The organism is Acidithiobacillus sp. IBUN Pt1247-S3 (genome assembly GCF_041146875.1).
Classification (GTDB): Bacteria; Pseudomonadota; Gammaproteobacteria; order Acidithiobacillales; family Acidithiobacillaceae; genus Igneacidithiobacillus.
Window position 1 is genome coordinate 60,396 of record NZ_JBFRXP010000007.1, and the last position, 26,629, is coordinate 87,024.

29 protein-coding genes are annotated in these 26,629 nt (G+C 56.0%); 4 read left to right on the forward strand and 25 right to left on the reverse strand.

Annotation, left to right across the window (positions count from 1 at the left end; translation table 11 throughout):
* Window positions 1-6: 6 nt before the first annotated feature.
* From AB4090_RS06645 to AB4090_RS06700, 12 genes are all read right to left on the reverse strand, one after another.
* A complete protein-coding gene (locus AB4090_RS06645; protein WP_369573085.1) occupies window positions 7-816 on the reverse strand; it encodes a beta-ketoacyl synthase chain length factor in 810 nt (269 codons plus the stop codon).
* Window positions 813-2,009 (reverse strand): beta-ketoacyl-[acyl-carrier-protein] synthase family protein, encoded by a 1,197-nt coding sequence (locus AB4090_RS06650; protein WP_369573086.1) that lies wholly within the window; start codon window positions 2,007-2,009, stop codon window positions 813-815. The genes AB4090_RS06645 and AB4090_RS06650 overlap by 4 nt, the downstream gene beginning before the upstream one ends.
* Window positions 2,006-3,214 (reverse strand): hypothetical protein, encoded by a 1,209-nt coding sequence (locus AB4090_RS06655; RefSeq protein WP_369573087.1) that lies wholly within the window; start codon window positions 3,212-3,214, stop codon window positions 2,006-2,008. Before AB4090_RS06655 ends, AB4090_RS06650 begins: the two co-directional genes overlap by 4 nt.
* A complete protein-coding gene (locus AB4090_RS06660) occupies window positions 3,204-3,824 on the reverse strand; it encodes a hypothetical protein (protein WP_369573088.1) in 621 nt (206 codons plus the stop codon). Before AB4090_RS06660 ends, AB4090_RS06655 begins: the two co-directional genes overlap by 11 nt.
* Window positions 3,825-3,892: 68 nt before the next feature.
* Window positions 3,893-6,220 (reverse strand): MMPL family transporter, encoded by a 2,328-nt coding sequence (locus tag AB4090_RS06665; RefSeq protein ID WP_369573089.1) that lies wholly within the window; start codon window positions 6,218-6,220, stop codon window positions 3,893-3,895.
* On the reverse strand, window positions 6,210-6,812 hold the full coding sequence (locus AB4090_RS06670) for an outer membrane lipoprotein carrier protein LolA (protein WP_369573090.1): 603 nt from the start codon (window positions 6,810-6,812) through the stop codon (window positions 6,210-6,212). The genes AB4090_RS06665 and AB4090_RS06670 overlap by 11 nt, the downstream gene beginning before the upstream one ends.
* Entirely contained in the window at window positions 6,796-7,698 is a 903-nt protein-coding gene (locus AB4090_RS06675; RefSeq protein WP_369573091.1) for an acyl-CoA synthetase, read from the reverse strand. Before AB4090_RS06675 ends, AB4090_RS06670 begins: the two co-directional genes overlap by 17 nt.
* On the reverse strand, window positions 7,695-7,982 hold the full coding sequence (locus AB4090_RS06680) for a hypothetical protein (RefSeq protein ID WP_369573092.1): 288 nt from the start codon (window positions 7,980-7,982) through the stop codon (window positions 7,695-7,697). The genes AB4090_RS06675 and AB4090_RS06680 overlap by 4 nt, the downstream gene beginning before the upstream one ends.
* Window positions 7,979-9,313, reverse strand: coding sequence for an AMP-binding protein (locus tag AB4090_RS06685; RefSeq protein WP_369573093.1), 1,335 nt, complete (start codon window positions 9,311-9,313; stop codon window positions 7,979-7,981). Before AB4090_RS06685 ends, AB4090_RS06680 begins: the two co-directional genes overlap by 4 nt.
* 7 nt (window positions 9,314-9,320) lie before the next feature.
* Window positions 9,321-9,779, reverse strand: a complete 459-nt coding sequence (locus AB4090_RS06690; RefSeq protein WP_369573094.1) for a hypothetical protein — start codon at window positions 9,777-9,779, stop codon at window positions 9,321-9,323.
* Between the two features lie 111 nt (window positions 9,780-9,890).
* Window positions 9,891-10,163 carry a phosphopantetheine-binding protein gene (locus AB4090_RS06695; protein WP_369573095.1) on the reverse strand — a complete coding sequence of 91 codons (273 nt, stop codon included), beginning with the start codon at window positions 10,161-10,163 and terminating at the stop codon, window positions 9,891-9,893.
* Between the two features lie 99 nt (window positions 10,164-10,262).
* Entirely contained in the window at window positions 10,263-10,622 is a 360-nt protein-coding gene (locus AB4090_RS06700; RefSeq protein WP_369573096.1) for a hypothetical protein, read from the reverse strand.
* Window positions 10,623-10,758: 136 nt separating this feature from the next.
* On the opposite strand from AB4090_RS06700, the gene AB4090_RS06705 reads away from it, so the two are divergent.
* The gene (locus tag AB4090_RS06705) at window positions 10,759-11,763 is read left to right on the forward strand and encodes a hypothetical protein (RefSeq protein ID WP_369573097.1); all 1,005 of its coding nucleotides are present in this window, start codon (window positions 10,759-10,761) and stop codon (window positions 11,761-11,763) included.
* A gap of 65 nt (window positions 11,764-11,828) precedes the next feature.
* Here the strand turns inward: AB4090_RS06705 and AB4090_RS06710 are convergent, their stop codons facing one another.
* The 13 genes from AB4090_RS06710 to AB4090_RS06770 form a co-directional block, all read right to left on the reverse strand.
* Window positions 11,829-12,833 (reverse strand): class 1 fructose-bisphosphatase, encoded by a 1,005-nt coding sequence (locus AB4090_RS06710; protein ID WP_369573098.1) that lies wholly within the window; start codon window positions 12,831-12,833, stop codon window positions 11,829-11,831.
* 23 nt (window positions 12,834-12,856) lie between these two features.
* Window positions 12,857-13,606: a cell division protein ZapD gene (zapD, locus tag AB4090_RS06715; protein WP_369573099.1), complete on the reverse strand. Its 750-nt coding sequence runs from the start codon at window positions 13,604-13,606 to the stop codon at window positions 12,857-12,859.
* Between the two features lie 66 nt (window positions 13,607-13,672).
* Window positions 13,673-14,269 carry a dephospho-CoA kinase gene (coaE, locus tag AB4090_RS06720; RefSeq protein ID WP_369573100.1) on the reverse strand — a complete coding sequence of 199 codons (597 nt, stop codon included), beginning with the start codon at window positions 14,267-14,269 and terminating at the stop codon, window positions 13,673-13,675.
* Window positions 14,269-15,069, reverse strand: coding sequence for an A24 family peptidase (locus AB4090_RS06725; RefSeq protein WP_369573101.1), 801 nt, complete (start codon window positions 15,067-15,069; stop codon window positions 14,269-14,271). The genes coaE and AB4090_RS06725 overlap by 1 nt, the downstream gene beginning before the upstream one ends.
* The gene (locus tag AB4090_RS06730) at window positions 15,053-16,420 is read right to left on the reverse strand and encodes a sigma-54-dependent transcriptional regulator (RefSeq protein ID WP_369573102.1); all 1,368 of its coding nucleotides are present in this window, start codon (window positions 16,418-16,420) and stop codon (window positions 15,053-15,055) included. Before AB4090_RS06730 ends, AB4090_RS06725 begins: the two co-directional genes overlap by 17 nt.
* The gene (locus tag AB4090_RS06735; RefSeq protein ID WP_369573103.1) at window positions 16,417-18,006 is read right to left on the reverse strand and encodes a nitrogen regulation protein NR(II); all 1,590 of its coding nucleotides are present in this window, start codon (window positions 18,004-18,006) and stop codon (window positions 16,417-16,419) included. Before AB4090_RS06735 ends, AB4090_RS06730 begins: the two co-directional genes overlap by 4 nt.
* Before the next feature lie 7 nt (window positions 18,007-18,013).
* Window positions 18,014-19,714, reverse strand: a complete 1,701-nt coding sequence (gene pilB / locus AB4090_RS06740) for a type IV-A pilus assembly ATPase PilB (RefSeq protein WP_369573104.1) — start codon at window positions 19,712-19,714, stop codon at window positions 18,014-18,016.
* On the reverse strand, window positions 19,684-20,544 hold the full coding sequence (gene aroE / locus AB4090_RS06745; protein WP_369573105.1) for a shikimate dehydrogenase: 861 nt from the start codon (window positions 20,542-20,544) through the stop codon (window positions 19,684-19,686). The genes pilB and aroE overlap by 31 nt, the downstream gene beginning before the upstream one ends.
* Window positions 20,538-21,674, reverse strand: coding sequence for an anhydro-N-acetylmuramic acid kinase (locus tag AB4090_RS06750; protein ID WP_369573106.1), 1,137 nt, complete (start codon window positions 21,672-21,674; stop codon window positions 20,538-20,540). The genes aroE and AB4090_RS06750 overlap by 7 nt, the downstream gene beginning before the upstream one ends.
* Window positions 21,675-21,694: 20 nt before the next feature.
* A complete protein-coding gene (locus tag AB4090_RS06755) occupies window positions 21,695-22,180 on the reverse strand; it encodes a peptidylprolyl isomerase (RefSeq protein WP_369573107.1) in 486 nt (161 codons plus the stop codon).
* Window positions 22,177-23,226: a ferrochelatase gene (gene hemH, locus AB4090_RS06760; protein WP_369573108.1), complete on the reverse strand. Its 1,050-nt coding sequence runs from the start codon at window positions 23,224-23,226 to the stop codon at window positions 22,177-22,179. The genes AB4090_RS06755 and hemH overlap by 4 nt, the downstream gene beginning before the upstream one ends.
* Window positions 23,223-23,996 (reverse strand): exodeoxyribonuclease III, encoded by a 774-nt coding sequence (gene xth / locus AB4090_RS06765; RefSeq protein ID WP_369573109.1) that lies wholly within the window; start codon window positions 23,994-23,996, stop codon window positions 23,223-23,225. Before xth ends, hemH begins: the two co-directional genes overlap by 4 nt.
* 10 nt (window positions 23,997-24,006) lie before the next feature.
* A complete protein-coding gene (locus AB4090_RS06770; protein WP_369573110.1) occupies window positions 24,007-24,606 on the reverse strand; it encodes a glutathione S-transferase N-terminal domain-containing protein in 600 nt (199 codons plus the stop codon).
* Between the two features lie 32 nt (window positions 24,607-24,638).
* Here AB4090_RS06770 and rlmJ point away from each other — a divergent pair, with 32 nt between their 5' ends.
* Genes rlmJ through AB4090_RS06785 form a run of 3 tightly spaced genes read left to right on the forward strand, consistent with a single transcriptional unit; the run spans window position 24,639 to window position 26,620 of the window.
* Window positions 24,639-25,586 (forward strand): 23S rRNA (adenine(2030)-N(6))-methyltransferase RlmJ, encoded by a 948-nt coding sequence (gene rlmJ, locus AB4090_RS06775; RefSeq protein WP_369573111.1) that lies wholly within the window; start codon window positions 24,639-24,641, stop codon window positions 25,584-25,586.
* Window positions 25,583-25,858 carry a hypothetical protein gene (locus AB4090_RS06780; RefSeq protein ID WP_369573112.1) on the forward strand — a complete coding sequence of 92 codons (276 nt, stop codon included), beginning with the start codon at window positions 25,583-25,585 and terminating at the stop codon, window positions 25,856-25,858. Before rlmJ ends, AB4090_RS06780 begins: the two co-directional genes overlap by 4 nt.
* Window positions 25,859-26,620, forward strand: a complete 762-nt coding sequence (locus AB4090_RS06785; protein ID WP_369573113.1) for an exodeoxyribonuclease III — start codon at window positions 25,859-25,861, stop codon at window positions 26,618-26,620. It begins immediately after the preceding gene.
* Window positions 26,621-26,629: the final 9 nt, after the last annotated feature.

Consider the following 26,629-nt stretch of genomic DNA (forward strand, 5'->3'; position numbering starts at 1 on the left):
CATCGTCTATTCTTCTGTGGTCGCATCGCTAAAGGAAATCACCACAGGCAAAGAGTATCCAGGCAAATACTCCAGAACTACCGTTTCTGATTTCCCTTCTGCCAAGGCGCAAAGTAGCGGTAGGCATCTCGCCGCTGGTGTATGCCGCCGCAGCGTCTCCAAGGTCGGATTGCTGATGATCGTCGGGTTTTCAGCAACGCCAGCCGCGATATGGAGGCAGGCCATGCTCGCTGGTGATGGCGCAGGCGCCAAGACGAAGGCTACACCGAAAAAGGGCGAACCGATGGGACGAATATCACCCAAGGGTGCGGGATAGGGCATATCATAGGCAATGAGCAGGGCTGCGCCACCGGTCTGAACTTGCGCAGCCGCTTCGAGCAACCCGGCTGCAAAGCTGCCATCATGTGCACATAGACTGGTCGTAGCCGCGCGCGATCCTGTAGCAATACTCCAGTAGCCGGCGCACACATTGTGCACGGAGTTGTGAAAGTGAGTTGGGGAGAGCGCCGGTTGGGGGCTGGCAAGGGCGCACATGATTTTATGGATGGTATTCCCCTCGGCGCCGGAAGAGGCAAAAACGGTGGGTAGCTGGACGGCTTCTTGGCGACTGGCAACGAGCGCCTCCAAGCCAACAGCGAGCGCCACCCGTACGATCTCCGGTGCTCGACGGCGCTCATTACTGGGCAGGAGGGCCGCTACTGGCAATGGAGTGGGAGAGGGTTGATAGGGGAGCACTCCCGCTAGCACGTTACGGCTACCCTCCCAGCTACCAAGACCAGGGGCTAGTAGGCCAACGCCTTCTAGAAAGAGTCTCACTTCCCCACCGTACCGAGTATGACGCTACAATTGACGCCACCGAATCCGAAGGTGTTGCAGAGAACGTGCCGCACGGGCGCGTGTTTGCCAACACATTGATAATTGATAAGACATCCAGGGTCGACGGTGCGCGTGTGCGGGCTGCCAGGAATGAATTGCGCCTGCAGCGCGAGCGCCCCGAAAATTGCACCCAAAACACCTGATGCACCCAGGGTGTGACCGGTAAACCCTTTGCTGGAACTACAGGGTACGGTGCTGCCAAACAAACCAGATACCGCCTTGTCCTCCGCCGCATCGCCGATGACCGTTGCCGTTCCATGAAGGTTAATGTAATCAATTTCCTCGGCCTCTAACCCTGCAGCTAGCAGTGCGTTCTGCATGGCTGCACGTGCTCCTTCGCCCTGAGGGTGCGGTGATGACATGTGATAGGCGTCAGAGCTTTCACCCACACCGAGTAGTTGAATGCTGTGTTCATGATGTCCGTCATGTAATCGTTCGAGCAGGACAAAGCCTGCGCCCTCGCCGATGGAAATTCCATTCCGCTCAGCATCGAAAGGACGACAGGGGCCTTCGGCAATGACTCCCAGGGCATGGAAGCCGAACATAGTGGTGCCACAAAGGGTATCTACCCCACCGACCAAGGCGGCATCACAGATCCCGGCGTCGATCATGCGCGCGGCACTGGCAAATGTTTTGGAAGTCGCCGCACAGGCAGTAGAAATGACATAAGATGGACCCTGCAATTTAAGAACTTCGCGCACGAAGCGACCCAGCGCATAGGTATTGTGTGTATTCGGGTAATGCAAGGTTGTGGGTAGAAAGCCAGTGTTGGGATCTCGCTGGCGATACGCCTGCTCGGTTTCCAGAATTCCTGATGTGCTGGTTCCCAAAAACAAACCAATACGCGAGGGTGTGTAACGCGTTTTGGCAGCTTCGATTGCATCCAATAGTCCGTCCTGTAATAGCGCCTGCATGGCGAGGCGATGATTACGGCAATCGTATTCTGACCACTGAGCAGGTAGAACTGTGTCTGCCAGCCTATCCACCTCCCCCGTATACGCCGCGATGGGCAGCGAAGCGAATTTGCTTGGCGCGAGCCCGCTGTGCCCTGCTTGCAGGTTGCTGAGGGTTTCCTGCTGACCGTTACCGATGGCGGAAACAACGGAGAATGCTGAAAAAACGAGCTTTTTCATGCGGTTTCCTGAAAATTTTGCAGAATGTGCGAAATCGCTTTTTTGCTTTGCGCAATATGTGCTACATAGTGATCCCAGAATATTTCATCGAGATGTTTGTTGGTATCTGGTATCTGTTCGTAAAGAGATAGAAAATGGCGCAAATTCTCTCGTAATTGAAAATATCGAGAGCTTTTTAAAATTCTTCTGAAATTTCTAGGATATTTTCCCCAAAATGGGTTATCATAAAAAATAAGTTTTAGATTGCGTGAGACGTCATAAATATCGTTGTTTATTATTACGGGTTCTATGCGTGTTAAAGCGCCTGGACCAGTTGGCAGTGTGCCCCAACGCAGCAAGGTATCCCGCGTGAACAAGTCGGAAAAAAGTGCCGCAGGATCAATAATTGGCAAATCGTTGCTGCTCACGATCAAGTCCACCAAGGTATTTTTTGGCACCGGAAATTTGAACGCTGCACGCACTGCCCATTGTCCTGTGGGCCAAGCCGGTAAAACTCCAGCTTGGGCCAATGTGTTACGATTTACATGCACGCAATTGTTATTGAATAAGCTCCACGTATATTCTTCACCACCTTCGCGATAACGATGATTAAGGCTATTCAGATATTCTACTATCGCGTGCATACGGGCTGCGTTTAAAGGAACGCGTGCACAATAAGCATCGCGCCCCAGTCTGATTCCATAGTCAGTGGCTATGGATAGCTCGTACTTAAACTCCCGCTCTGACATTCCTTTTGGTTTGTCTTTAAAAAATTTTGGCTGAAATTCTATGGCATCATACAGGCCTAAGTTTTGTGCCTGTTCCTGCGTGCGCAGGTAACCGTCGCGGGTCAAAGGTTCGCCTTCAGCCAGTGCCCCACGCATGAAAAAATCGCGACCCTCGACGGCAATCCAGTTGGCATTACGATAATGTTCATTGACGCTAATGCCCGCGCCAGATTGAGCGGGAAACTCATGCGCTGCACAAACACGAAGCACGGGATAGCTTCCTGCAGAGCGATCTACTCGGACACCGTTGAGGTATAAGACGGAGTGTCCGCCACCAATGCCGCTATTCAGTTCAATACCGCAACCAGGCTTTTTGCGAAACTCCGAGAGAGCAGAGAACTCCGCATAATAAGGAAAAAAATCCGCGTAATTCTCCTGATCTGGATGCCGGTCGGAGAGGTGAGTAGGCTTTGTCTTGGAGTCTATCTTACGCATCATCCGCAGTTTTCAGAAAGGGCGAACGGGACAACAGATCATACCAAAGCGTTTTCCAGGTGGGCCAGTCATGGTCACCATTCTGCACACTGACATCCTCTGCGGGTAAACATCCAGCCAATAGCTTTTGGCCAGAAGAAAATCGGTCTTGACGTGCGTACCCCAGATACAGCTTGAGATTGGCGCCTTTCTCTTTCGCCAGGTAACTTGCTATCCATTCCAGTACAGATTGCTCGGCAGTTGTCATAGTTACATCGCGTAGTGCGAAATCAAATCCTCCGGCATTCGCTAATGCAGCCATAGTCCCCCGTGTCCCCAGAAACGGCGCTAATAAAAACAGTCCTTCGATATAGGTAGAGTAGACACTTGCATATAGCAACGCTCCCATGCCGCCCAAAGATATTCCCAATAGCCAAATGCGTTGATAGCCTTGTGTTAGAGCGGGCAAGATGGCTTGTTCATGGAGTACATCGGCTACTCTATTCTCCTCCAAATATAAGCCTATATCCAATTCCAATACCACTATATCTACTGCGGCGGCCTGACATTGCAGCGCCGAAATCATCTCGTGGGCAGCGAACTCGTTGGCCCGCATTCCGGCACCAGGCAGCATGATCAACAGAATGCGATGCGCATCTGACTGCGGCGATGGATACTCCAAGCGCCCGGCAATAGGGGCTTTCATGCCTGCACCGACGCCCTTGGCAAGCTCATGACGGCACCACCAATCAGACTCAGAAATGTGCCAAGGGCAACCGTCATGCCAATATCGTGGAGTACGGGAATGTCGGAGAAGCCCATGAGGCCATAAGCGCCGACGGTGCATAAATTGGCCAAGACAATGGCTGGGATGGCGCGCTCCCAGAGCGGATCGCCTGGCACGGCACGCTCAAAAAATAAACAGTAGTTCGATCCAGTAGCGACCGTGAGAACAAAGCCCATCACAATGAAAATATTTAATGGAGCGTCATCAAATGTCATCACCGCAGCCGTCAAGACCACGGCCATTGCGAGTGGCACCGCGACTTTGATGGTGCGCCGTATAGAGCGCAGGCCTATCCACAATAGTATTAGAATCGCCGTGCTACCGACGACGGCGAGCATTACTGCCTCGTGCTGGAACGTCGCTAGGAGCACATTACTTTGCTGCTGGAGATCGACCAAATCAATCTTGTGGGCAGACAGGGTTTGTTTGACGAGTGCAGGGGTCGATACCCCCATGAGGGGCGCGATAACCACCCAATGCGATTCATAGCGTAGCAACATCGAGTCAAAACGCAGCGCTAGGGCCGGGGGTAAATCGGCCGGCGTCAAGAGCGGTGCAGCACGAGCCGCCGCCACGTCCTTGAGAAAAGGAGCAAACACCCCGGAGCGAAACGGTAGACCGACCAGTGCCTGATGCAAACGAGACTGGAGCACGGTAGTTGTTGGTAACGCAGACTGGCGCGCCTTTTGCGTCGCATTGCTCGGGAGTACATTGCTCGGCAGATCGAAAGCAGATATTTGGCCTCGGGTCTTTAATCTTTTCATGAGAGACCCTAGGTGTTCACTTTCCTGTAACGCCTGTTGTGCACTATCTGTCGAAAAGACCGCAAAATACTGTTCATTCGGTATCCCTAATTCTTTACTCAGCTTTACATTTAGGGCTTGGGCGGTCGGTGGAATAGGACTCAGATTCATCAGATTTTTGTCCCAGGTGGGGCCCCGGTGCATTAATAGAATCGACACGGCCGCTGCGACAGCGAGTAAAAAGACGACACGAGCCGGTCGGCGATGACGGATCAACCAACCCATGGGTCGGGCAATGTTCCCCGCTCCTACGGCATAAAACTGATGTGGTACCAAGGGCGGGAGCACATAGCGCGTGACCAGCACGGAGGTCACTAGGCCAACAATAGAAAATAACCCCAGTTGTGCGAAACCCGCAAAATTGGAAGCCAACATGGCGGAAAAGCCGACGATAGAGGTGAGCGCCCCAAGGCGTAAGGTCGGCCAAATTCGTTTCAGCGTGTCGTTTGCGTCTTCTCGGCGGCTCGTTTGGGTGAACAGATAGGTGGCATAGTCTAGCGCCTCACCAATCAGGGTAATGCCAAATCCCAGGGTGATGCCCAGCACAAAACCAAAGTGAAGGGAGACTACGGCAATGGCAATGATGGCGCCGCTGATGATGGGGAGTAACCCTAGCAAGAGCATGCGTGGTGACCGATATGCATAGAGCAGCAATAAAACCACCCCGAGTATCGCTAGCGTGGATAGCAGAGTGACATCGTGTTCGATGATGTCACGTGTCTGCACACCAAAGACCCCGGGGCCCGTCAGGCCGATCTCCGTGCTTTGCGCCCCAACGGTTTTGCTACGAATTTTGTCGAAGTTGGTCTGAATGAAGTGAATATCCCGCTGTTGTGCATCCAAATCAAAGCCAGATGCATTGGTATGTACCAACAGTATTGCCGCATCACCATTTGCGGATGTCCAAACGCCGTGTTGCACTGCTGGACCGGTTCCAGGCACACGCAGATTCGTCATGACTCCCATCACTGCATTCGTAGGATCAGCAGGGAGGCTCTGCGACAGTACCGGACCTAAGTTGGTCGCCAACAATCCCACATCATGTTGCAAGGCACTATGCAACGCCGCTACGGTAAATTGCGACGGGGTCACATTTGGACTCAGAAGGTATCGATTCTTCCATACAAATTGTTGTAGAGGCGCGGTCGATTGGGTATCCCCGTTCATTACATCGACAAAATGATGATTTTTGCGCAGGGTTTGCGCCAAATCCTGACTGAGGGTTGCCAACACAGGCGTCGGCGCCCCGTGGATAGACAATAACAAAAGATGTGAGGCCGCTCCGCCATTGACCTGCCGCTCCAGCACTCGCTGTGCCAGTGGCGCTGAGTGGGGCAGAAAATTACTCATCTTGGTGCGGTAGTCGCTGCTAGCGTCTACGACGAGGCCAATGAGCAGCAGGAGCACCCAGAGAAGCAGTGTCCAGCGGTTAGTGCGCAAGTGTGATCGTCTCCGAAATCTGCATATCCGTTACGCTGCCATCGGGGCTCACGGTTTTCATTTGTGTCATGTGCCGCCCGTTGCCGTAAATAGTCATGCTTTGCACCAGCTTTTTGACACTTTCAGAACGGGGTACGAGTTTGAGCTCCCAGGCGCTGCGCGGCCCATCGAACTTCGCGATGTATAGTTGCTTGAGTGTGCCAGCATTACCCGAGAGAACCGCCTGAACCCCGCCTACCAGGCCATTGATTTGTGGGGCGTCAGAAACATTGAATACCCGCGTCTGATCATGGGGACCACCGCTAACGGTAATCTGTTGATGATCGAGGATAAAGGTTTCGTGTATCGGCGCCAGCGTCACTTTGCACAGGTAGGCCGGGGCTTTGTAGCTCAACACACCGCTACTGGCCAGTGGCTTGGATAGTAACGGCGAGGTTTGGGTTTGGGTAAAGCTCGCTGAGACTGATTGTACCTCGGCCATTTGTTGCAAAAGCGTTTGCAGATCCCAAGGCGCGGTTTGTGCCCAAGCTTGCCAGGGAGCGAGCAGTAGGAGCCCCAAGATTCCAAGGCGCTTTTCAACGCCAGAAATCATAAAAGTTGAACCAATTGAACGGCGCATCAAGGCAGTAGAATTCCAGGATACCAACATAACGACGCATGACCTCATCTATCCAGGCCTCCATGTCTGCGGGGCGTTGTTCCATCGCAGGGGCCAATGGCTCAAAGTATACCTCATAACGCCCGCCACCTCGGTACACGCTGACCATCATTACGACGGGGCGTTGCAATAACATTGCCACGCGAAAGGGGCCTTTGGGAAAGGCTGCTTCTTCCCCTAAAAATGGATAACGAACCAAATCGCGGCCATCGACATTACGATCTGCTAACACACCGATGAAATGTCCACGTTGCAAGCGATCCGCCACGGTAATGAGCGAATCTAGGCGCCCCAGGCCGATGACCTCTGCAGCCAGTTGCGGATTGATGGCAGCCAGCACGTCGCGAATTTTCTGGGCGTTTTCCTCGTACATCAGCAAACTGATGGGCAGCTCTGCTCGCTGGCGGCCGACCGCCCGCGCAACCTCAAAACTGCCAAAATGTGCACCAAACAACATGCAACCCCTGCCGGTAGCCTCAATCTCTTGCGCCAGCTGTTCATTATGCACGGTGATTGTAAACCAGCGTTTCTGTTCATTTAAAAGGAAAACGCGGTCTAATAGACAGGCGGCAAAGGTGAGAAAGTGTCGAAAAACTTCTCCATTTCGTGCTGGGCGCCCCCAGATCCGTGTCAAATAGGAACGCGAAGCCTTTTTGGCGTCGGCAGCGAAGAGCATGAAATACAAACAAATAGGGTATAAGAATAGGCGCATCAGGGGACGGCCCACGCGCAGCGCGACCCAGACATAGGCCTTAATCAGAGGGAGTGCGCCAAGCTCGCGCCGGTTAGCCCATTCCTGGCTTTGCACCTCGTCGCTCATTCGCTTTCCAGGAGGCCGGTCATTACGACGTCCCCAGCGGAATGACAAGAAAAGCGGATTTTTCCGCCATCCAGCGATTGCCAACGCAGTTCTAGCGCCGTGCCGGGGCGCACAATTCGCAAGAATTTCACATTACGAATGAGGCAGGGGCAGCGCAAAGCTAATGCGCTTAGGGCGTGATCAAGCAAGAGAGCGCCGGGGACGATGGGATTGCCCGGAAAATGCCCGGCAACGCTCGGATGGTCAGCATCCACTATGATTTTTCTGCATTCCCAGCTATTCATGAAGATCTCCCCAGTAACGCCAGTAAGTCACCGCGGACAAGTTTGCCCGTCGCATTTCTGGGTAGAGTGTCCACCAGCGCCAGTTTGCGCGGGATGAACGCGGGATCCAAGCGTTCGCGCAATCCTTGGCGTACTGCTTCAATAGTCAATGTGGGGGCCACTACCACGGCCATGAGCCGTTGCACCATCCCGATCGGGACCTCATCGATCAGGAAGACCCCATCTTCCACTCCCGGGATGCTCAGCAGTTGCGTATTTAAATATGGCAGGGAGCTACGTTTTCCTGCGACATTGACCATGTCTTGTGCCCGCTCGCCCAGACGAAAATGTTGTGGAGCGGTGAAGTCTATGGCGTCCTGCAAGGGGGCAATGCCTTCGACGGCAGGACCTTTCGCCCAGTTCCCGGTGTTGTTTTGGAAGACCGTTATCCCCTCAAAGAGATGCCAATCGGTTTCCTGGGCGGTACGCCGCGCTGCAATTTGGCCGGCCTCTGTGCAACCATAAATTTCCATGAGGGGGGCCAGAAAACACCTTTCTGCGGCGATCGCCAGAGACGTTGGCAATGCCGCAGTTGCCGATAGCAATAAATCTATTGCTGGCATGCCGCCCCGTTCTGCTATCAGGGCGCGTAGATGCACGGGCGTCGTTACCAAAATGCGTGGGCGTGGCGTGCTGAAGAGGACCGCGCGAACGTCGGCCGGATATAGGGGCGAGCCTGCTTCGACGGCCAAACCATGCTGTAATGCCAACAAGATGTTGGACTCCAAGCCATAGCTATGTTGGTGCGGAACGGTGCTAACGATGTTGCCTCCGCGTAAGGAACTGATGGCAAGACGTTCCCCTGCTGCGCGCGCACTATGTACGAGGGTCGACCAGGTCTTGGGAATCGGCTTGGGATCTCCCGTAGACCCGGAAGTGAATTGAATGGATGCGATTTGCTGGCCGGGGATGTGTAGGTCGAGGAGAGGGCCGGAAGCATCTAGATGTGCCGGGTAGGGTAAGTGAGGAATCGGTAAATCGCCCCTATCCGTAATGGCGTACATGTCTGTATAAGCCTGACTTACCGCGCGTAACGTCGCGGGTGCGAGGGACGCTGGCATGACACTAATCTGCCGCCGTGCAAGGGCAGCAGCAAAGCTCACGAGAAAGCGATAGCGGTCACTGCAGGCATTGATGACGTGCGAGTGTTCTGGCAAACATTGCGCCAACGCTGTCACATCGTGCCGGAATTGACTCATGGACCAGGTTTGCGCTCCCCGCCTAGCAATGATGTCGTCATCGGCGTAGTGCGCGAAAAGGTGTACTTTTGCTGCACCGCCCTGCGTCAACATACTGTCGTCATAAAGATTCTGTTGTTGAGGAAGCCGGCGTCTCTTTTTGCACCGGCTCCGCAATCATTGCCAGAATCGCTGCCAAGGAATGGCGTGGTGGGTTCTCCAAACAGCGCTGGCGAACGACGTATTCTATGGTAAACATGGCCAGTACCAAGGGAAGATCTAGGATGTTGGCATAGAAAGACCAGACGACCAACGGCGCAAAACAAAGTAGCGAGATGGACACAATAATTTGCGCAGCAAAGAACAGCGTCCAGGCTACGGTTACCTTACGTGTGTACTGGATTAACGCCAAATCCAAATCCCCGTGCATGCGCCGTACCATGCCCGTAATGAGCGGTTCGTGTCCTTTGCGTAACGTAAGTCCAAACGTGATCAGTAGACCCATGTAAATTGTCCATTGCATGATCGCCGTTGCGGACACCAGGGCAAATTTTGCGAGCACCCAGGGACTCCAGCGCAAGGCTAAAGGTATGGAGGCGGTTGCAACAATAGCGAATTGTATGCCAACGGGAACAAGGATAATCGCGAGCAAGGCCAAGACCTGTCGGCGCCCGGATGACGCCGTCCCCATTTAGGCGCCCCGATGCTCTTGAATGAATTGGTTTAAATTGCGTAGAGAACTAAAAATCTGCACATTGTTCTCATTGTCTGCTTGCAATTTTACGCCGTAGCGCTGCGACACTACTAATGCGATTTCCAACATGTCGATGGAGTCCAACCCTAATCCTTCTCCATAGAGCGGGGCCTCGGGATCGACTTGATCCGCAGGGGTATCCAGATTCAGGGTTTCAATAATAAGGCTAGCAAGGGCAGATTCCTCGGTAGTCAATAAACTGCTACTCATATCTACCCGCCATTGCACTTGCTGATTTTGCAATCGACTTGCAATAAATCCAAAATCCAGGGCCTCCGATATAAAAAACGCTTCGCACCATGATAACGTCTAGCCGCCAGACGAATCTCCCGTGATTTTCTTGGAGAATGCATTTGCCCCGGCTTTCATGGCATCCCAAGTCATTTCCGCACCATTGGCAATCCCCTGACCAATTTGTGTAGCACCTTTGCTCACATGGTCGGCGCCCCGACTAAATTGTTGAGAAACGCTGCCAGCATTTGCGGAAGGGCTCTCCCTAGTCACCTGCGCGGGTGAAGCATATTGGGCGGCGGGCGCTTGGCCTTCCGTGCCGCGAGCAGGTGCAACGCGCTGGGCGCATGCAGCGCACGCTATAGTCAGCGCTGCCAGTACAACGCTAGTAACAGTGATGCGATAGGAAATCATGGTTCTTAGGGTAGCCGTTTCCATGATCGAACGCTAGACCTGGGCGGGGCCTAGCGGCTGCGCCCGCAGTTCGGGCGTGGCATACTCGTGCGCGTGATCCAGTGACGGGGAAACGAGATGACGACGGACCCAGCGTATGGGGCGCGAGGAAGAAAAAGATATGCCTGAAGCTTTGCAGCTTCTCAGAGCCATGCCCGCGGCCCTGTTTCGCCAGTCTCCGGAGCAACTCGCACGGACTCTCGGTATCGTGCAGTATGGTGTGGGCGAGGCGGATGCAGATCTGCATCAACTCGGCATTCCAGTGGCCAAGATTTCTGCACTACCCCTCAATGCGCCGGATGGTATTTGTGAGATATGGCGATCCTCTCTGCCGATCCACGAAGGCCGGGCGGGGGATGTCCACTGGCGCGATGATGGCACGGTAGCGTTTTTGACCTGGGAGCGAGGAGACACGGGCGAGGCCGCCTTGGAGGATATGACCGATGCGGCCTATCGAGCACTATTCGCTGCTATAAATTCCCAGAATCATCATTTGTTGCGAGTCTGGAATTATATCGGCGAAATTAATGATGATTCCGCAGGACTGGAGCGCTACCGGCAATTCAACATTGGTCGGCAGCAGGCCTTTGTCGGAAGTGGGCGGTCGGTAGCGGGTGAGAGCGTGCCAGCGGCTAGTGCCCTGGGAGCAAATGGCTCTACTCTCGAATTGTTTGCCTTAAGTTCGCGACATGCAGCGATTACTATCGAGAACCCGCGTCAGATCAGTGCCTACCGCTATCCCGCAGACTATGGGCCGCGCGCACCCACTTTTTCTCGCGCGAGTTTAGTGGATATCTTCGGTGCAACGCTGTTTATATCGGGAACCGCAAGCATCGTTGGCCATCAGACCGTGCATCAGGGGGATTGTCGCGCGCAGACGCGCGAGACCCTTCACAATATTCAGATACTATTAGACGAGACGCGTCTCCGGCATGGGGCTGTGTGGACATTGCAAGACCTGGAATTCAAGGTGTACTTGCGGTTCAGCTCGGACTTACCTACGGTGCTAGAGGAAATGGAACGCGTCATTGCTGGGCCAGCCAAGGCTCTCTTTCTGCAGGCGGATATTTGCCGAAGGGACCTCTTGGTAGAAATTGAGGCGGTCGGGTTGGCGTCGGCTAGCTAGGCAGTGCCAGCCCCAATCTGCCACGGGCGCGCTATCCATTCCCCATGCACACGAAACATCCGGTGCTATTGGCGGTGATAGGCGACCACCCGCTCCACCTCATTTTTCGCACCGAGGATCACCGGCACGCGCTGATGTAGCCCGGTGGGTTTGATATCCAGAATTCGTTCCCGCCCGGTACTGGCTGCGCCACCGGCCTGTTCAATCAAAAAGCCCATGGGGTTGGCCTCATAGAGCAGGCGCAGCTTGCCTGGTTTCTTCGGGTCACGGGTGTCGAAGGGGTAGAGAAAGACGCCGCCACGGCAGAGGATGCGATGTACGTCGGCAACCATGGAACCGACCCAGCGCATATTGAAATCGCGCTCGCGCGGACCTTCCTTGCCAGCGTTCAATTCGTCGATGTAGCGCCGCACCGGTGCTTCCCAATGCCGATGATTGCTCATGTTGATGGCATATTCGCTGGTATTTTCAGGAATCTGCATCTGCGGGTGAGTAAGCACATACTCTCCCACCTCTGGCAGCAGGGTGAAGCCATTGACGCCATAGCCGGTGCTATAGACCAGCATGTTGCTGGAGCCGTAGAGGGCATAGCCGGCACACACCTGTTCTGCACCGGGCTGCAAAAAATCTTCCAGTTGGGCATTCTCACCCGCTACCGGTGCCTTGAGGATGCTGAAGATGGTGCCGACGCTGATCCCCACATCGATATTGCTGGAGCCGTCCAACGGATCGAAGAGCAAGAGATACTTGCCGCGCGGGATGCCCGCGGGAATGTTGTAGGGGCCATCCTCTTCTTCAGAAACCATGCCCGCCAGATGCCCGGTCCAGTCCATGGATTTGAGGATGGCGTCGTTAGCAATGACGTCGAGTTTTTTCTGCACCTCTCCCTGTACGTTGCCGGTTTCCGCGCTGCCGAGGGCACCTACCAAGGCGCCGCGATACACCTGCGAGCCAATGAACTTACAGGCGACCATCAGGTCGTTGAGCAGGGCGGCGAAGTCGCCGGAGGCCTCTGGGTAGAGGCGAGTTTCTTCGATGATGAATTGACTGAGGGTGGTACCAATCTGCATGGCTGGTGATCCTTTTGGCCGGTTCAACAGGCGCTGAGCGCCAGACGAAATTCGATGCTGGATTCTAGCGCGCGGCTTGGTCCGGGGTCTATCCACTCGAGAAACTGGATGTGCAAGCGATGAATGCCGCCACTAATTTTGGGATAGAGGTGTGCGTCTTGCGTTTCAACCTGCAATAAAGATAAGGAGTGCCGGGGGTTGAGCGGGGTACCAAAGCGTCCATGTTCGGCGGTCTGCGTACTCCAATCGAGGGATTCCCGCAAAAAACGGAGAATGAGTGCGGCGCTGCTTTCCAGCAGGGTAAAATCAGCCCGCCAGTGCTGAAATTGGGCGACACGAAAGGCTGGCTCTTGTTGCTCCCAAAAGGCCAGCAATGGCAGATCAGCACCGGTCAGCCCGCCAGCAACGGATTGGCGCCCGCGCGCCAGCTGCAGTAGCTCTTGGTGCCGTAAGGGTTCGGCAAAGCCCTGGTGGCTGTCGCGTAAGGCCTGTTGCTGCTCACGTAGGCGATTTTCCCAACGGCCAAGAGCCGAGTGATTTACCAGTTCCGATTCTTTCCATGCATGCAGCGTTTGGATGAGGCGGTCCAACTCCAGGAGCAAATCAATGCGTAACTCTGGGCGTTGGCAAAAATCAAAAAGTTCCAGAAAAGTACGCAGAACGGCACGCAAGGCCTCTGGCTCGGAAAAATTTCGATCCAGACAATGAAATATACCTTCGAGGCGCAGCAGGGATCTCGTCCTCTCTTGCAACGCAGATTCGTATAGGGCCATCGCTACATTCTTTCCAATTCCTACCCGAGAGTGCCACAAGCCTTGGTAGGAAGCAAAAACCTAACCTTATGAGCACAGGGTTTGCCACCAGTAGAGAAGGCGGCGCTGCAAGTCGGCAGGTTTTTGCCTATTGGCGATGATCCATGTGGCGATACTCCGGCGCTCTTCTGGATGTATCTGTTGCTCGATAGCGGCCTTTGCCGTTTTCCGGTCCCAGCCGCGTTGGGCCAAGCGCTCGACTTGTAGCCAATTGGGACAATCAATCAATAATACACCGTCAAGCAATTTTTGATACCGGCTTTCAACGAGCAAAGGCAATACCCAAAGAATGATCGCTGTGGGTTCTTGTGCGGCAATCACATCGCTTTCCATCAGAAAGCACTGGCGAATTTGCGGATGGAGCAGTTCTTCCAGCCAGCGTTTGGCGCTGGGGTCGGAGAAAATTTGCTGGCGTAGTCGAGCGCGATCCAAGCTACCGTCTGCCTGCAAAATCGCGGAACCAAAATGCTGAGCGATTCGTTCCAGATTGGCATGGCCGGGTCGTACCAGGTCCCGGGCGAAGAGATCAGCATCAAGGATCTTCGCGCCTTGCGCTGCGAGAACATCCGCAGCAAGACTCTTGCCGCAGGCAATGCCGCCGGTCAGCCCGATGCGTAGACTCATTACGGGGCGGCCAAATGCAGGAATTGCTCGATCACCACTTGTGGCCAGAGGAGCATGGTCGCTGCACCCAAGGCCAAGTAGGGACCAAAGGGAATGGCGTAGTCGCGGCCTTTACCACTGGCGAGAAAGACAATGGCTACCAGCCCACCGCTCAATGCCGCGAGAAACAGGGCAAGAAACATGTCTTGCCAACCGAGCCAGGCGCCGATCATGCCGAGCAGCTTGAAATCGCCGTGCCCCATGCCCTCACGCCCGCTAAGGCGCAAATAGATTTCTGCCAAGCCGCGCAGCAGGCCGTAGCCAAGCACCAATCCCAGGAGGGCATCAAGCGGGCGAGTCAGCGCAAAGTCTTGTGTGAGAAAGGCGCTGGCGTTGATTAGCAAGCCGAGAACCATACCGGACTTAGTAATACGGTCGGGGAGGAGATAGGTCTCGAGGTCGATGAGAGTGAGGGCAAGCAGGGCCCAGAGCAGAATCAGCGCAGGCAGGAGTTGTCCATGCCAACCAATGACCCAGGCGGCCAGTATGGCCAATAAAGCAGCAACGATCTCCACTAGGGGATAGCGTCCGGAAATGGCCCCTTGGCAGTAGCGACATCGTCCCCGCAGGCTGAGCCAGCTCAGCACGGGAATGTTATCCCAGGGACGTAACTCGTGCCCACACAGTGGACAATGCGACCCAGGGAAGACGATGGATTCGTGTCGCGGTAGGCGATGAATCACAACGTTTAAAAAACTGCCGACCAAGAGGCCGATGACTGCCAGGAGCGTCCATGCCAGGGGCTCAAGTGTCGTTGGCATAAACGGTCCCTTTTTTGCCGAGTTGCATACGCATGGACAATGAGCGTTGGCTGATGCCTAAATTCTGCGCACAGGCCTCCGCATGGTTCTGCGCGGCAGTGAGTTGACTGAGGAGGAAACGTTGTTCTGCGTCCCGGAGCCGTTGCGCCAGAGGCGAAAGACCCACTGCCGTAGCGGGTGCTGCTTGCGCATCCGGGAATTCCTCCGGCCGGAGGTCATGGAGCATGATCTCCGGTCCGATATGCAGGGCGAAGGCGCGTTCGAGAAGGTTTTCCAATTCGCGCACGTTGCCAGGAAAGGGTTGCTGCGTTAGCCAGTTGAGGGCGGTTGGCTGCAATTTTGGTGTTGCTTTGCCCTGGCGTTGGGCGATTTTGTGCAACAGCGCTCCGGCCAATAGGGGGACGTCGCCACTCCGTTGGCGTAGGGGTGGAATTTGTAGAGGGACGACATGAATGCGGTAGTAAAGATCGGCGCGAAATTCGCCAGCGCTGATCAGCTCTTGTAGATTACGATGGGTGGCGGTGATCAAGCGGATGTCGATGGGAATCTCGGCGCTGGCGCCGATCGGGCGGATGCGCCGTTCCTGCAGGGCGCGTAGGAGTTTTACCTGCATCGCCATGGGGACGTCACCAATCTCGTCGAGAAACAAGGTGCCACCATCGGCAGCGAGGAACAGGCCTTGACGCTTCTGACTGGCACCAGTAAACGCCCCTTTCTCGCTGCCAAAGAGTTCGCTTTCCAACAAGCCCTCGGGGATGGCAGCACAATTCACGGCTACAAAGGGCTTGTCGCGGCGCGGTCCGGCGTCGTGTATGGCGCGTGCGCTGAGCTCCTTGCCGGTGCCAGATTCACCGGACAAGAACACCGGAGCGTTACTGCGTGCCAGAAGATGAATCTGCTGGCGTAAGTCGCGCATTCCAGGGCTGTTACCGACCAAACGCTCGATGCCATGGCCTACGCCCTCAGATTCGAGTGTAGCAAGGGCTTTTGCTTGCTCTACCAACCGGCGCAGGCGCGGAAGTTCAATCGGCTTGGTCATGAAATCAAAGGCACCGGCCTGCATGGCCTCGACCGCCCCCTCAGTTGAGGAATAGGCGGTAATGACTGCGACGGGTAGTTGCGGGACGTGGCGATGAATATGACGCACGAGCTCCAGGCCGCTGCCGTCGGGTAGACGTAAATCCGTTAGACAGAGATGGAAGGAATGGTTGTTCAAGGCACCTTGCGCCTCACGCAAGCTGTGCGTGCAAAGCACATGGAAGCCCATCTCAGAGAGGGTGATGTCGAGCAACTCCGTGATGGTTTGCTCATCATCCAATACCAAGGCCCACGCGCCGGTTTTTTCGTTCATAATGGCGTACCCAGATGCCATTCAGAAAGCTTGAAAATAAACTCCGCCCCGCCGCCGCGATGATTCCGTATTTCGATATCTGCTTGATTGGCGCGTAGCAGTTCGCGTACGAGAGGTAAGCCAAGACCCGTGCCCAGGGATTCCGTAGTAAAAAAGGGTTCAAAAATACGTTCCATATTTTCTTGTGGGATACCCGGACCATGGTCTCGCACGCGTATTTCCAGCTCCCCCCTATCGGCCAAAAATCGCACAGCAATATCCACTTGTAGAGTACCATCCTCAGCACGTCCATAACGTGCTGCATTCAATAGCAAGTTTGCGAAAACCTGCTGTAGTTGCTCGGGATCACAGCTTGCAAGTGGGAGACTATTGGGAGCGTCAAGCGCTATTTGTAGGTCTTTTAATCCAGGGTCTTCACGGAGTTGATTTAAGACCACAGGTAACCAAGCGGCCAGAGAAATTGGTTCCGGATGGGCCGCTCGGGGGCGAGCCATTTCCAGAACGGAATCGACAATGCGATTCAGTCGCTGCGACTCGCGATCAATGATGTTCAGTAGACGTTTTTCACTATCATTTAGCGTACGCTCACCCAACAGTTGTGCCGCATGGCGAATGGCGCTCAGTGGATTGCGAATCTCGTGCGCGATGTTCGCGGCGAGGCGCCCGAGTGCAGCCATCTGCACCTCGCGCTGCCGTTCCCGTAGTATCGTGGCGTCGCGTAAGGTTATAAGATTGTATGGCGTATTAGGAAGAGCCACGCTTTGCACCCAAAAACTTCGCTTTTTTCCGATCCCATCCGGTGCCGAAAGTTGCAGTTCTTTCTCGCTCCTTGAGCCTTGGGTATAAAGAAAGTCCGCGAGTTCTGGGCGCAAAAGATCAAGCGCTTCTGGCAATCCAACATCATTTTGAAAATCTATCATTGCGCGTGCAATGGGGTTGCTGAACAACACGCGGTGTTGACGATCAAGGACTAAAAGGCCGGCATCAGTCTGCTGAATGATTTCGCGATTTAGGGTGTTTAAATCGATAATTTCTTGTTCTCTGGCGGCGCTCCAGATGGCGTTACGCTCTCGACTCCGTACGAGATTGTCAGCGAGAAACGCGACCGTGAGCAAGGCAACAATATAAATCAAGGTGCGACTGGACAACCATTCAATATCTTGCAGACCACTAATCAACAGGATAAGCAGGATGAGAATCCACACGATAGCTAGCGCCGCTCTGCCACGTAGCTGGTAGGCATTGGCAATGAGTAATAGCAATGGCAGTACGGCGAGCGTACCCGATAATCCGCCGGTTAGGGTGAAGAGTGTGAGAACCAGAGCGATGTCGATGATGCTGGTGAAAAGTTTACTCGCGTCCTGCCAGAAGTTCGGCCACAATTGTAAAGTAAATAATATGCCTAGGCTCCAAATCAGAGCGACAGTACTGGTGTCGCGAACGGCAGGAGCGAGACCGGAAGACTCTAGAATCAGAGTGTTGGTCGATAGCGTACTGATCAGGACGAGAACGACGCTGACGAGGAGACGCGAAATTGCAATGCTCCAAGCCTCCATCTGGAGTCGATGAACAGGACCAGTCTGCATTGCTCCGTTAGCGATTGGTGACGCGAAGGACTTCTTCAAGACTGGTTATGCCCTCTTTCACCCGCAGTAGGCCGGATTGGCGCATGTTGAGAATACCTTCCGCCGCTGCCTGTCGGGACAGATCCATCGCCGTACCACCACGAAGAATTACTTCGCGCATGGCATCACTGACGGGCATGACCTGATATAGGCCCATGCGGCCGCGATAACCACCATTACACTGATCGCAGCCGACGGGACCCATGGGATTCCAGCCAGGGAGATCTTCTGCCGTAAAGCCCGCCTCCAGTAGTGCGGCATCCGGAATCTTCTCCGGCTTCTTACAGGCGACGCATAGTTTCCGCACCAAACGTTGTGCCATCACTAGATGCACGCCACCGGCAATATTGTAGGTCGGTATACCCATATTTTCCAGGCGCGTAAGGCTTTGCGGGGCATCGTTAGTGTGCAGAGTCGCCAACACCAAGTGTCCGGTCTGAGCAGCCTTCACCGCAGTCTCTGCGGTTTCCAGATCACGGACCTCGCCGACCATGATGACGTCGGGATCCTGGCGCAGGAAAGAGCGCAGGGCCGAGGCAAAGTTGAGGCCAATGCGTTCGTTGATGTTGACTTGATTGATTCCATAGACCGGAATTTCTACGGGGTCCTCCGCCGTGCTGATGTTTACATCACCAGTGTTGAGGATGTTGAGTGCGGTATACAATGTCGTGGTTTTTCCAGAGCCAGTAGGGCCGGTAACCAAAATCATCCCGTAGGGCCTGTGGATGGCATCGTCAAAGGCTCGCAATTGTTCTGGCAAGAAACCCAAGGCCTCGATGGGCACTTTCGAGCTGGCTGGATCAAGAAGGCGCAGCACGATGGTTTCGCCAAAGTTGGTCGGCAGAAAAGATACCCGAAAATCAATGATTCTCGCAGGTGGAATCCGTACCCGTAGCCGTCCATCCTGGGGCAAGCGCCGCTCAGAAATATCGAGGCGACACAAAATCTTCAGACGCGAGGTAATCCCATCACGCAAAGCAATGGGCGGGTGAAGCATGTCTTGCAGCACGCCGTCAAGGCGGTAACGCACACGAATGTCTCGTTCATACGGCTCAATATGAATATCCGATACCCCTTTTTGAATGGCATCAAGTAAGAGTTGCTGCACAAAACGAACGACGGGTGCGTCTTCACCCCGGGCCTCGCCACCTAGGTCAAATTCCTCTTGATCTTCTTGTTCGTCACCGGTAACGAAAAAGTCTTCGAGTTGATTTTTGAATCCGCCAGCGTATTCCGCAACGGCTTTGCCAAGCTTGTCTGCTTCGACAAGGATGGGGTTGATCTGCAAACCGCCAGCGTTGAAGCGGATATCCTCTGTGGCCTTGACATCGGTTGGATCTGCCATGGCCAAATAGAGTGCATCGCGATGCAGCGAAATCGGGAGAACCTGATGTCGTTCGAGAAGCGCACGATCAATGCGGCGAATGATGGTTTCGTCAAGTTGCACCGCATCCAGATCGAGCATCGGCATTTTATAGCGTTCTGATAGATACTGCACCAGATCCGCTGCCGAAAATGCCTTCTTCCCGACGAGAAATGGGAGCAAAGGTTGCTTTCCACGTGCGGGGTCGTTTAGCAAGGCTCGTAGGGAGTTTTCGTCAACAAGCCCGGCCCCCACAATGCCACGCAATAGGGGCGTTAGTGTCGCAGTTTCGGGGTTGGCAGCCATTTGCGCAACAATTCCTCCACGGCTCCGGCATCCGGCAACTGGCCGGTCCAGATACGAAAACTCTCTGCCCCTTGCTCCACGAGCATGCCCAAGCCGTCTACGCAGCGCAGACCGCTGGCCTGGGCCGCCGCCAGCAAGGGGGTCTGTAAGGGTTTATAGACGATATCACAAACTATGCTCGATTGGGGTAAAGCATCCAGATGGATTTCTGGGTAATTTTCGCCCTGTAGGCCGCGGCTGCTGGTATTCACTAACAGTTGGAGATCGCCGAGGAGCGGCGTGATTGCCGAGCGGGAAAGCACTATTGGGCGGATGGGTAGGGTGGGAAAGTCCGCGGCCAGGGCCTCGGCACGTGCCAGGGTGCGGTTGGCCAAGTAGATGGGCGTAGCGTCTTCGCTGGCGAGGGCGTGGAGCACGGCACGCGCCGCGCCACCAGCACCAATCACGAGGCTTGGGCCATTAACGGCACCGGCGTGCCGGCGCAGGGCGCGGGCAAAGCCAGTCACGTCGGTGTTTTCACCGAAGATGCGCCCATCGTCAAAGAGTAGCGTGTTGACCGCACCGATGGCGCTAGCGCGCGGCGAGAGCTCGTCAACTAATTGCAAAACTGCTTCCTTGTGCGGGATGGTGACATTGATGCCGCGGACTCCCAGCGCCTGCAGGCCGCGAATGGCGTTGGACAATTCTTCTGCGCGCACCGGGAAGGGGGCATAGAGAAAGTCCACGCCCGTTTGCCTGGCAAATTCTTGCTGCATCCACGGCGACAAACTGTGCTGCACCGGGTTGCCGATGATGCCACAAACGATGGCGCCGCCGCTCGGCTTCAGCATATTTGCTCGCGCAGATTGAGAAGCGTAGACCAATTTTTTCCCGGATACAGGCTGCCGAGCACCACACCCTCGCGTTGACCGGTAACGCCCTGCAAGTCGACGCTGCGGCCGAGCAGACATTGTCCTCCCAGCCAGGCAAAGGCCAGGGGCTCCATGGCTGCACTGGGAATCTTGCTGGTCTGTTCGCCAATGTCCACGGCAAGATCTGGCAAAGCCGCCTGCAGACCCGTGAGCAGGGCATGGTTGTGAGCGCCACCGCCAAAGACCAGCATACGCGCCGCTGTGGGTAGCCAGCGCTGTGCGGCCTGGGCGATGCTGGCGGCGGTCAGGGCCGTGAGGCTGGCGAGAAAATCCGCTTCCCCATGCCGCCAGGCAGACCATTGCGTTGCGACCCAGCGGGCGTTGAAGAGCTCTCGTCCGGTGCTTTTCGGTGGGGTGCGGCGAAAGTAGTCCATGGCCAGCCATTCCTGCACGGCGCTTTCTTGTATTTGTCCCTGAGTCGCCCAGTCGCCGTTGGCATCATAGCGCTTGTTTCCCTCACTCAGAAGCTGCACAGCGGCATCAATCAGGACATTACCCGGCCCGGTATCGAAGGCACGCACGGGTTCCCGGCTACCCTGCTCCGGCACCCAGGTCAGATTGGCCATGCCGCCAAGATTCAGTACCAATAGCGGCTCGCATGTAGCGAGCCAAGCGGCATGAAACGGCGGCACCAAAGGCGCTCCCTGCCCACCAGCAACCACGTCAGCACGGCGGAAGTCATGGGCGACGCTGCGCCCGGTGGCCTGGGCAACTGCATAAGCAGAGCCGATCTGCCAGGTATATCCATCCGGTCCATCGGGTTGATGGGCGACAGTTTGGCCATGCAGGGCGACAAGGTCAAAAACTACGCCAGAGGCGAGAATCTGCTGTGCAAATTGGCCGTGCAAACGCCCAATCTCTCGGTCCATTTCCAAGTATGGACGGACCTTGTCACTCTCCTGCAGGCGAAAAAGCCGCTCCTGCAGTTCTGCTGGGTAGGGAAAATGCCAATGACCACGAAATTCTCCCGCGGACGTGGCAGAAAATTGCAGGAGGGCGGCGTCGATGCCGTCGGCACTGGTGCCCGACATCATCCCCAGGATCTGCAAGCGCCCCCTCGCTTTCCGAATCAGTCGTGCGCGTGACCGTGGGGGCCATGCACGTGGCCGTGCTCTAGCTCTTCCGCCGTGGCCGCGCGTACGTCGCGCACGGTGACGTCAAAGTGCAAGTCCATGCCTGCCAGAGGATGATTGAGGTCGACGGTGATGTCGTTGCCTTCCATCTCGATTACGGTGGCAATGCGCACGCCTTCATCCGTGTCCACCTCGAACTGGGCGCCGATTTCGAGTTCCGAAGGATCATCAAAATCCTCTTTGCCCACCACATCTACGAGATCTTCGTCCCATTCGCCGTAGCCATCTTCGGGACTCACGTCTACCTCGACGCGATCGCCAGTTTGGTGACCGTTCAGGGCGCGCTCCAGCCCCGGTACAATGTCGCCGTGGCCATGCAGGTACACCAAAGGCTCGTCACCCTCGGAGCTGTCGAGGATCTCGCCGTCCTCGTCGATCAAGGTATAATCCAGGGTAACAACGCAATCCGTGGCGATCTTCATGGTGCAACTTCCTTTATGGGTGGGTCTTCCGAAGGCAGTGTAGCGGTTGCTGCAGAGTGGTGCAAAAGCCCTTGGGCGGTAGGGAGATGTTCGTCCAGAATCGCGCGAAAATCGGCGACCCACTCGGCATCATCATTGAGGCAGGCGATGTAGTGCATCTGCTTGCCACCGGCATGCAGGAAGGTTTCTTTGCCGCCAATGGCCATCTCTTCCAAGGTCTCCAGGCAGTCGGTTGCAAAACCTGGACAGAGGCAATCAATTCGCTCGATCCCCTTTTCCCCCAATGCTTTCAGAATGACGGAGGTATACGGCTCGAGCCAGCGCGCCGGACCAAAGCGGCTTTGGAAAGTCTGTACCCATTCGTCTTTTTGCAGTCCCAGAGCCGCAACCAGCAGTTCGGTGGTTTTTTCGCACTCACCGCGGTAGGGATCGCCGAGTGCCACATTGCGCGCCGGCAGGCCGTGGAAGCTCAACAGCAGCCGGTCTGGGCGCCCGTTCTGCTGCCAATGTGTCTGCACCGAGCGCGCCAGGGCGGCTATGTAGCGCGGGTGCTTGTGCCAGTCGCGTACGAAGACCAGCTCCGGCAGATTGCGCCAACCGCGTAGCTCGGCGCTAACAGCATCAAAGATCGACGCTGTGGTGGTGGCGGAATACTGCGGATAGAGGGGCACCACCAGGATTTTCTCGCAACCCGCGTCGCGCAAGGCGCGCAGTTCGGCGGCCACCGCCGGCTGTCCATAACGCATCGCGAGCCGTACCTGCACCTTGCCGGGGCGCTCGGCCTCATATTGCCGCTGTAATCCCGACGCCAGATTTTGGCTGTAGACGAGTAGCGGCGAACCCTTATCGAGCCAGATACGGCGATAAGCGCGCGCCGAGCGTGCCGGGCGCGTCAACAGGATGGGGCCATTGAGGATGGGCCACCAGACGAAGCGCGGGATTTCCACTACCCGCGGATCACTGAGAAATTCACGCAGGTAGCGGCGTACCGCGGGCGTCGTGGGTGCCTCGGGGGTACCAAGGTTTACTAACAGAATACCGATCATGCAGGTTCCTCCAAAAGTAGGCAGACCGGGGCGTGATCCGACGGACGTTCGGCGGCACGCGCGCTGCGGTCAATGTAAATCTCCTGGAGGCGTGGTAAGAGGGTCTTGCTGCCCAATAGTAAATCGATACGTAAGCCAATGTCGCGACGAAAACCGGCGGCCCGGTAGTCCCACCAGCTCCAGGCACGGGTGTCTGGATGCTGATGGCGAAAGAGGTCAGTAAGGCCCAGATCCAGAATTCGCGCCAGGGCGGCGCGCTCGGCGGGCGAGCAGAGGATGTCTTCCCCCCAGGCCGCGGGGTCGTAGACGTCCAGATCCGTTGGCGCGATGTTGAAGTCGCCAAGCAGAAGGAGATTAGGTGCGCGCTGCAGTTCCTCGCGGAGCAGGGCTTCGAGTCGGGATAGCCAGCCGAGTTTATAGCGGTATTTGTCGCTATCGACAGCTTGGCCGTTGGGCACATAGACATCGATGATGCGCAGATCGCCGACATTGGCGGCACAGATGCGCGCCTGCCCGTCGCCGCCATTGGGCCAGTCGCACTGCTGGTTGTGTAGGGGCAGGCGGCTGAGGATGGCGACCCCGTTGTAGGTGGGCTGGCCGTGATAGACGCTCTGGTAGCCAATCTCTGCAAACGCAGCAACAGGGAAGCGTTCGTCGGTGAGTTTCGTTTCTTGCAGGCAAAGCACATCGACCTGTTCCGTTTGCAGCCAGTCCCGTACTTGCGGCAGCCGGACCTTGAGAGAGTTGACGTTCCAACTGGCAATTTTCACGCGGACATTCTCACTGGGGGCTGGTTTCGGCTACGCTGGGTCGATCGCGCAAGGACTGATACCAGCGATGCAAATCGGCATAGGGCACGAGAAACTCTGGGGCGCGCAGATCGACATAGCCGATGGCGGCAATCACCGCAATTTGCCCCAGGTCGAGGGGTTTGTCACTGCTCTGCGTCCAGCGCTGGCTCTGTTCCTGCAGGTAGGCCAAGCCACTTTGTACCTTGCTCCGTTGTTTACCAATCAGGGTAAGATCCTGGCAATCTTTGCTATGACGATGTTCCTGCACCCAGGCAATCGTCGCGTCCATGATGCCATCGGCCAAAGCCTCCAGGCGCAGACAGCGGATCTTCTCTTCAGGATCGCCAGGCAAAAGCGCAGGTTCGGGATGAAATAGCTCCAGGTAGTGGAGGATCACGGCAGAATCATACACGGCCTCGCCGTTGTTGCGCACCAGAACCGGGATCTTGCCCAGCGGATTTTTCTCCCTGCCGGCATGTTCCGGATCGCGCAGGTTCACATTCTCGATATCGCATTGGATGTTCTTTTCCAACAAGGCAATGCGTACCTTACGGGCAAACGGACTGGTGGGTGTGCTGTATAGTCGCATGGCAGGGTTCCTCGCTTGAAAATATGGTCCTTATGATGACGAATGCCCGCGCGCAAGCCAAGGGATGCGCCAGCTTCTTCCCTCGCGTGGAAAAATACCGCAGCATCCTCACTATGAACTACCGACATCAATTTCACGCGGGCAACGCCGCCGATTGCATGAAGCACCTGGCCCTGGTGCTTGCCTTGACGCAGTTGCTAGAGAAAGACCGTCCTTTTTATTACGTCGATACCCATGCCGGTGCCGGCCGCTATGCGCTAACGGCGGGTGGCGAAGCGCAGGAAGGGATTCAGCGTCTTTGGCCGCAGCGGCGGGAACTCACCGAACTGCGTCCGTGGCTTGACCTCTTGTTGCCGGAAAACGCCGGAAAAGAGCTGACTACGTATCTCGGCTCGCCGCTCTTGGCAGTGCGCCTGCTGCGCCCCCAGGACCAGATCTTTTTGCTTGAAAAGATGCCGCAAATCGCGCAGGAGTTGCGGCAGGCCCTTGCTGGCCGACCACAGAGCAGTATTCTGCTGGAAGACGGCTATCAGTTTCTTCGGCGTGTGGCACCACCCGCTGCCGGCCGTGGCCTGATCTTGGTCGACCCTGCCTTTGAGGCGGCGGACGAGTGGGAGCGCTTGGCAGAATCCCTGCTCGCCGCCCTCCAGCATTGGCCGCAAGCGAGTTTCCTGGTGTGGTACCCCATCAAGATCCGCGGTAAGATTTCACGCCTGTGCCAGCATTTGCAGGTACATACGGCGCTGCAGAGCGTGGAACTGCTGTGGGAGGCCGACTCCGGGCGTGAGCGCCTGATCGGCTCGGGGCTGCTGCTCATTCGGCCGGTCTGGGGGTTTGTTGAGCCCCTTCTCGCCGCCTTGGGTCGCATGGCACCACAGCTAGCCCCGCGCGGCGAGTGGTCGTTGCAACTGCGTGCTCTGCCCCAGGCCGCCCGCCAACTGCCTACGCCATCCGAGAAATCAGGAAAGAGAAAAAGATGACTTCCTTGCCCACAGTAGAACACATTCAATCTTTGCATTTTTATGGTGGCCCCAAGGCCGAGCACCAGTTGACCCTGGCGCAGCGGCCCGACAATCGCTTGTCCATCCAGGTGCTCTATCAGCTCGCTATACGCCACGGCGTCATCAGCCCCAGTGGCGCGCGCGAGGTTCTTGCTACCTTGCCGACGGAGGAGGGCGCGGCGGATGCCCGCAGCCTGCTGCAGCGGGTGCTCGACAAAGGGGAGTTTCTCGCCGTGCGGGTACAGCGCTAAATGCGTCTGTATAGCTGGAACGTCAATGGTTGGCGCGCGGCCTTGCGCAAGGGCTTGCGCGACTGGGTGGCGGAGGCCGCGCCAGACGTTCTCTGTGTGCAGGAAAGCAAGGCCGACCCCGAAAGACTCTCGCAAGCAGAGCGCGAGCTAACGGGTTACCAAGGCGATTGGGCAGTAGCCGAGCGGGTGGGCTATAGCGGTGTTGCGACCTTTGCGCGAGCGGCTTGCCCCCTAACGCAAAAGGGTTTGGGCGATCCCCGCTATGACCGCGAGGGCCGCGTCTTGGTGCATAACTGTGGCGATTTCGATCTCTACAATATTTATTTCCCCAACGGCAAGAAAGATGCCGAACGGCTGAGCTACAAGCTCGATTTTTATGCCGATTTTCTCGCGCAGATCGAGGCGCGGATGGCGGCAGGCCGCCCAGCGATTTTTTGCGGTGACGTGAATACGTCCCATCGGCCCATCGACCTCGCTCGTCCCGCAGAGAATGCCGGGATTTCTGGGTTTTTGCCGGCAGAACGTGCCTGGCTCGATCGTTGGGAGGCGGCCGGTTGGGTGGACAGTTTCCGCCATCTATATCCCGAGCAGGTTTGCTATTCCTGGTGGAGTCAACGTACCGCAGCGCGAGAGCGCAACATTGGTTGGCGGCTCGACTATTTCTGGGTGCATAAAAGTCTCTTGCCGCGCGTGCGCGGGGCGGGCATCGCTACTGAGGTATTCGGTTCGGACCACTGCCCGGTTTGGCTGGAGATCGACTAGGAGAACGCC

Bases quoted from the DNA above. Each gene is read 5' to 3' on its own strand.
- coaE (WP_369573100.1), bottom strand. From the start codon at position 14,269: ATGAGTCTACGCATCGGGCTGACCGGCGGCATTGCCTGCGGCAAGAGT.
- AB4090_RS06770 (WP_369573110.1), bottom strand. From the start codon at position 24,606: ATGCGACTATACAGCACACCCACCAGTCCGTTTGCCCGTAAGGTACGC.
- AB4090_RS06680 (WP_369573092.1), bottom strand. From the start codon at position 7,982: ATGAATAGCTGGGAATGCAGAAAAATCATAGTGGATGCTGACCATCCG.
- AB4090_RS06675 (WP_369573091.1), bottom strand. From the start codon at position 7,698: ATGAGCGACGAGGTGCAAAGCCAGGAATGGGCTAACCGGCGCGAGCTT.
- AB4090_RS06650 (WP_369573086.1), bottom strand. From the start codon at position 2,009: ATGAAAAAGCTCGTTTTTTCAGCATTCTCCGTTGTTTCCGCCATCGGT.
- AB4090_RS06685 (WP_369573093.1), bottom strand. From the start codon at position 9,313: ATGTTGACGCAGGGCGGTGCAGCAAAAGTACACCTTTTCGCGCACTAC.
- AB4090_RS06710 (WP_369573098.1), bottom strand. From the start codon at position 12,833: ATGCAGATTGGTACCACCCTCAGTCAATTCATCATCGAAGAAACTCGC.
- AB4090_RS06725 (WP_369573101.1), bottom strand. From the start codon at position 15,069: ATGCCAACGACACTTGAGCCCCTGGCATGGACGCTCCTGGCAGTCATC.
- AB4090_RS06660 (WP_369573088.1), bottom strand. From the start codon at position 3,824: ATGCTGCCTGGTGCCGGAATGCGGGCCAACGAGTTCGCTGCCCACGAG.
- AB4090_RS06730 (WP_369573102.1), bottom strand. From the start codon at position 16,420: ATGAACGAAAAAACCGGCGCGTGGGCCTTGGTATTGGATGATGAGCAA.
- aroE (WP_369573105.1), bottom strand. From the start codon at position 20,544: ATGCTGAAGCCGAGCGGCGGCGCCATCGTTTGTGGCATCATCGGCAAC.
- hemH (WP_369573108.1), bottom strand. From the start codon at position 23,226: ATGATCGGTATTCTGTTAGTAAACCTTGGTACCCCCGAGGCACCCACG.
- zapD (WP_369573099.1), bottom strand. From the start codon at position 13,606: ATGGCCCTATACGAATCTGCGTTGCAAGAGAGGACGAGATCCCTGCTG.
- AB4090_RS06780 (WP_369573112.1), top strand. From the start codon at position 25,583: ATGACTTCCTTGCCCACAGTAGAACACATTCAATCTTTGCATTTTTAT.
- AB4090_RS06785 (WP_369573113.1), top strand. From the start codon at position 25,859: ATGCGTCTGTATAGCTGGAACGTCAATGGTTGGCGCGCGGCCTTGCGC.
- rlmJ (WP_369573111.1), top strand. From the start codon at position 24,639: ATGATGACGAATGCCCGCGCGCAAGCCAAGGGATGCGCCAGCTTCTTC.
- pilB (WP_369573104.1), bottom strand. From the start codon at position 19,714: ATGGCTGCCAACCCCGAAACTGCGACACTAACGCCCCTATTGCGTGGC.
- AB4090_RS06755 (WP_369573107.1), bottom strand. From the start codon at position 22,180: ATGAAGATCGCCACGGATTGCGTTGTTACCCTGGATTATACCTTGATC.
- AB4090_RS06705 (WP_369573097.1), top strand. From the start codon at position 10,759: ATGCCTGAAGCTTTGCAGCTTCTCAGAGCCATGCCCGCGGCCCTGTTT.
- AB4090_RS06670 (WP_369573090.1), bottom strand. From the start codon at position 6,812: ATGATTTCTGGCGTTGAAAAGCGCCTTGGAATCTTGGGGCTCCTACTG.
- AB4090_RS06655 (WP_369573087.1), bottom strand. From the start codon at position 3,214: ATGATGCGTAAGATAGACTCCAAGACAAAGCCTACTCACCTCTCCGAC.
- AB4090_RS06700 (WP_369573096.1), bottom strand. From the start codon at position 10,622: ATGGAAACGGCTACCCTAAGAACCATGATTTCCTATCGCATCACTGTT.
- AB4090_RS06695 (WP_369573095.1), bottom strand. From the start codon at position 10,163: ATGAGTAGCAGTTTATTGACTACCGAGGAATCTGCCCTTGCTAGCCTT.
- AB4090_RS06735 (WP_369573103.1), bottom strand. From the start codon at position 18,006: ATGCAGACTGGTCCTGTTCATCGACTCCAGATGGAGGCTTGGAGCATT.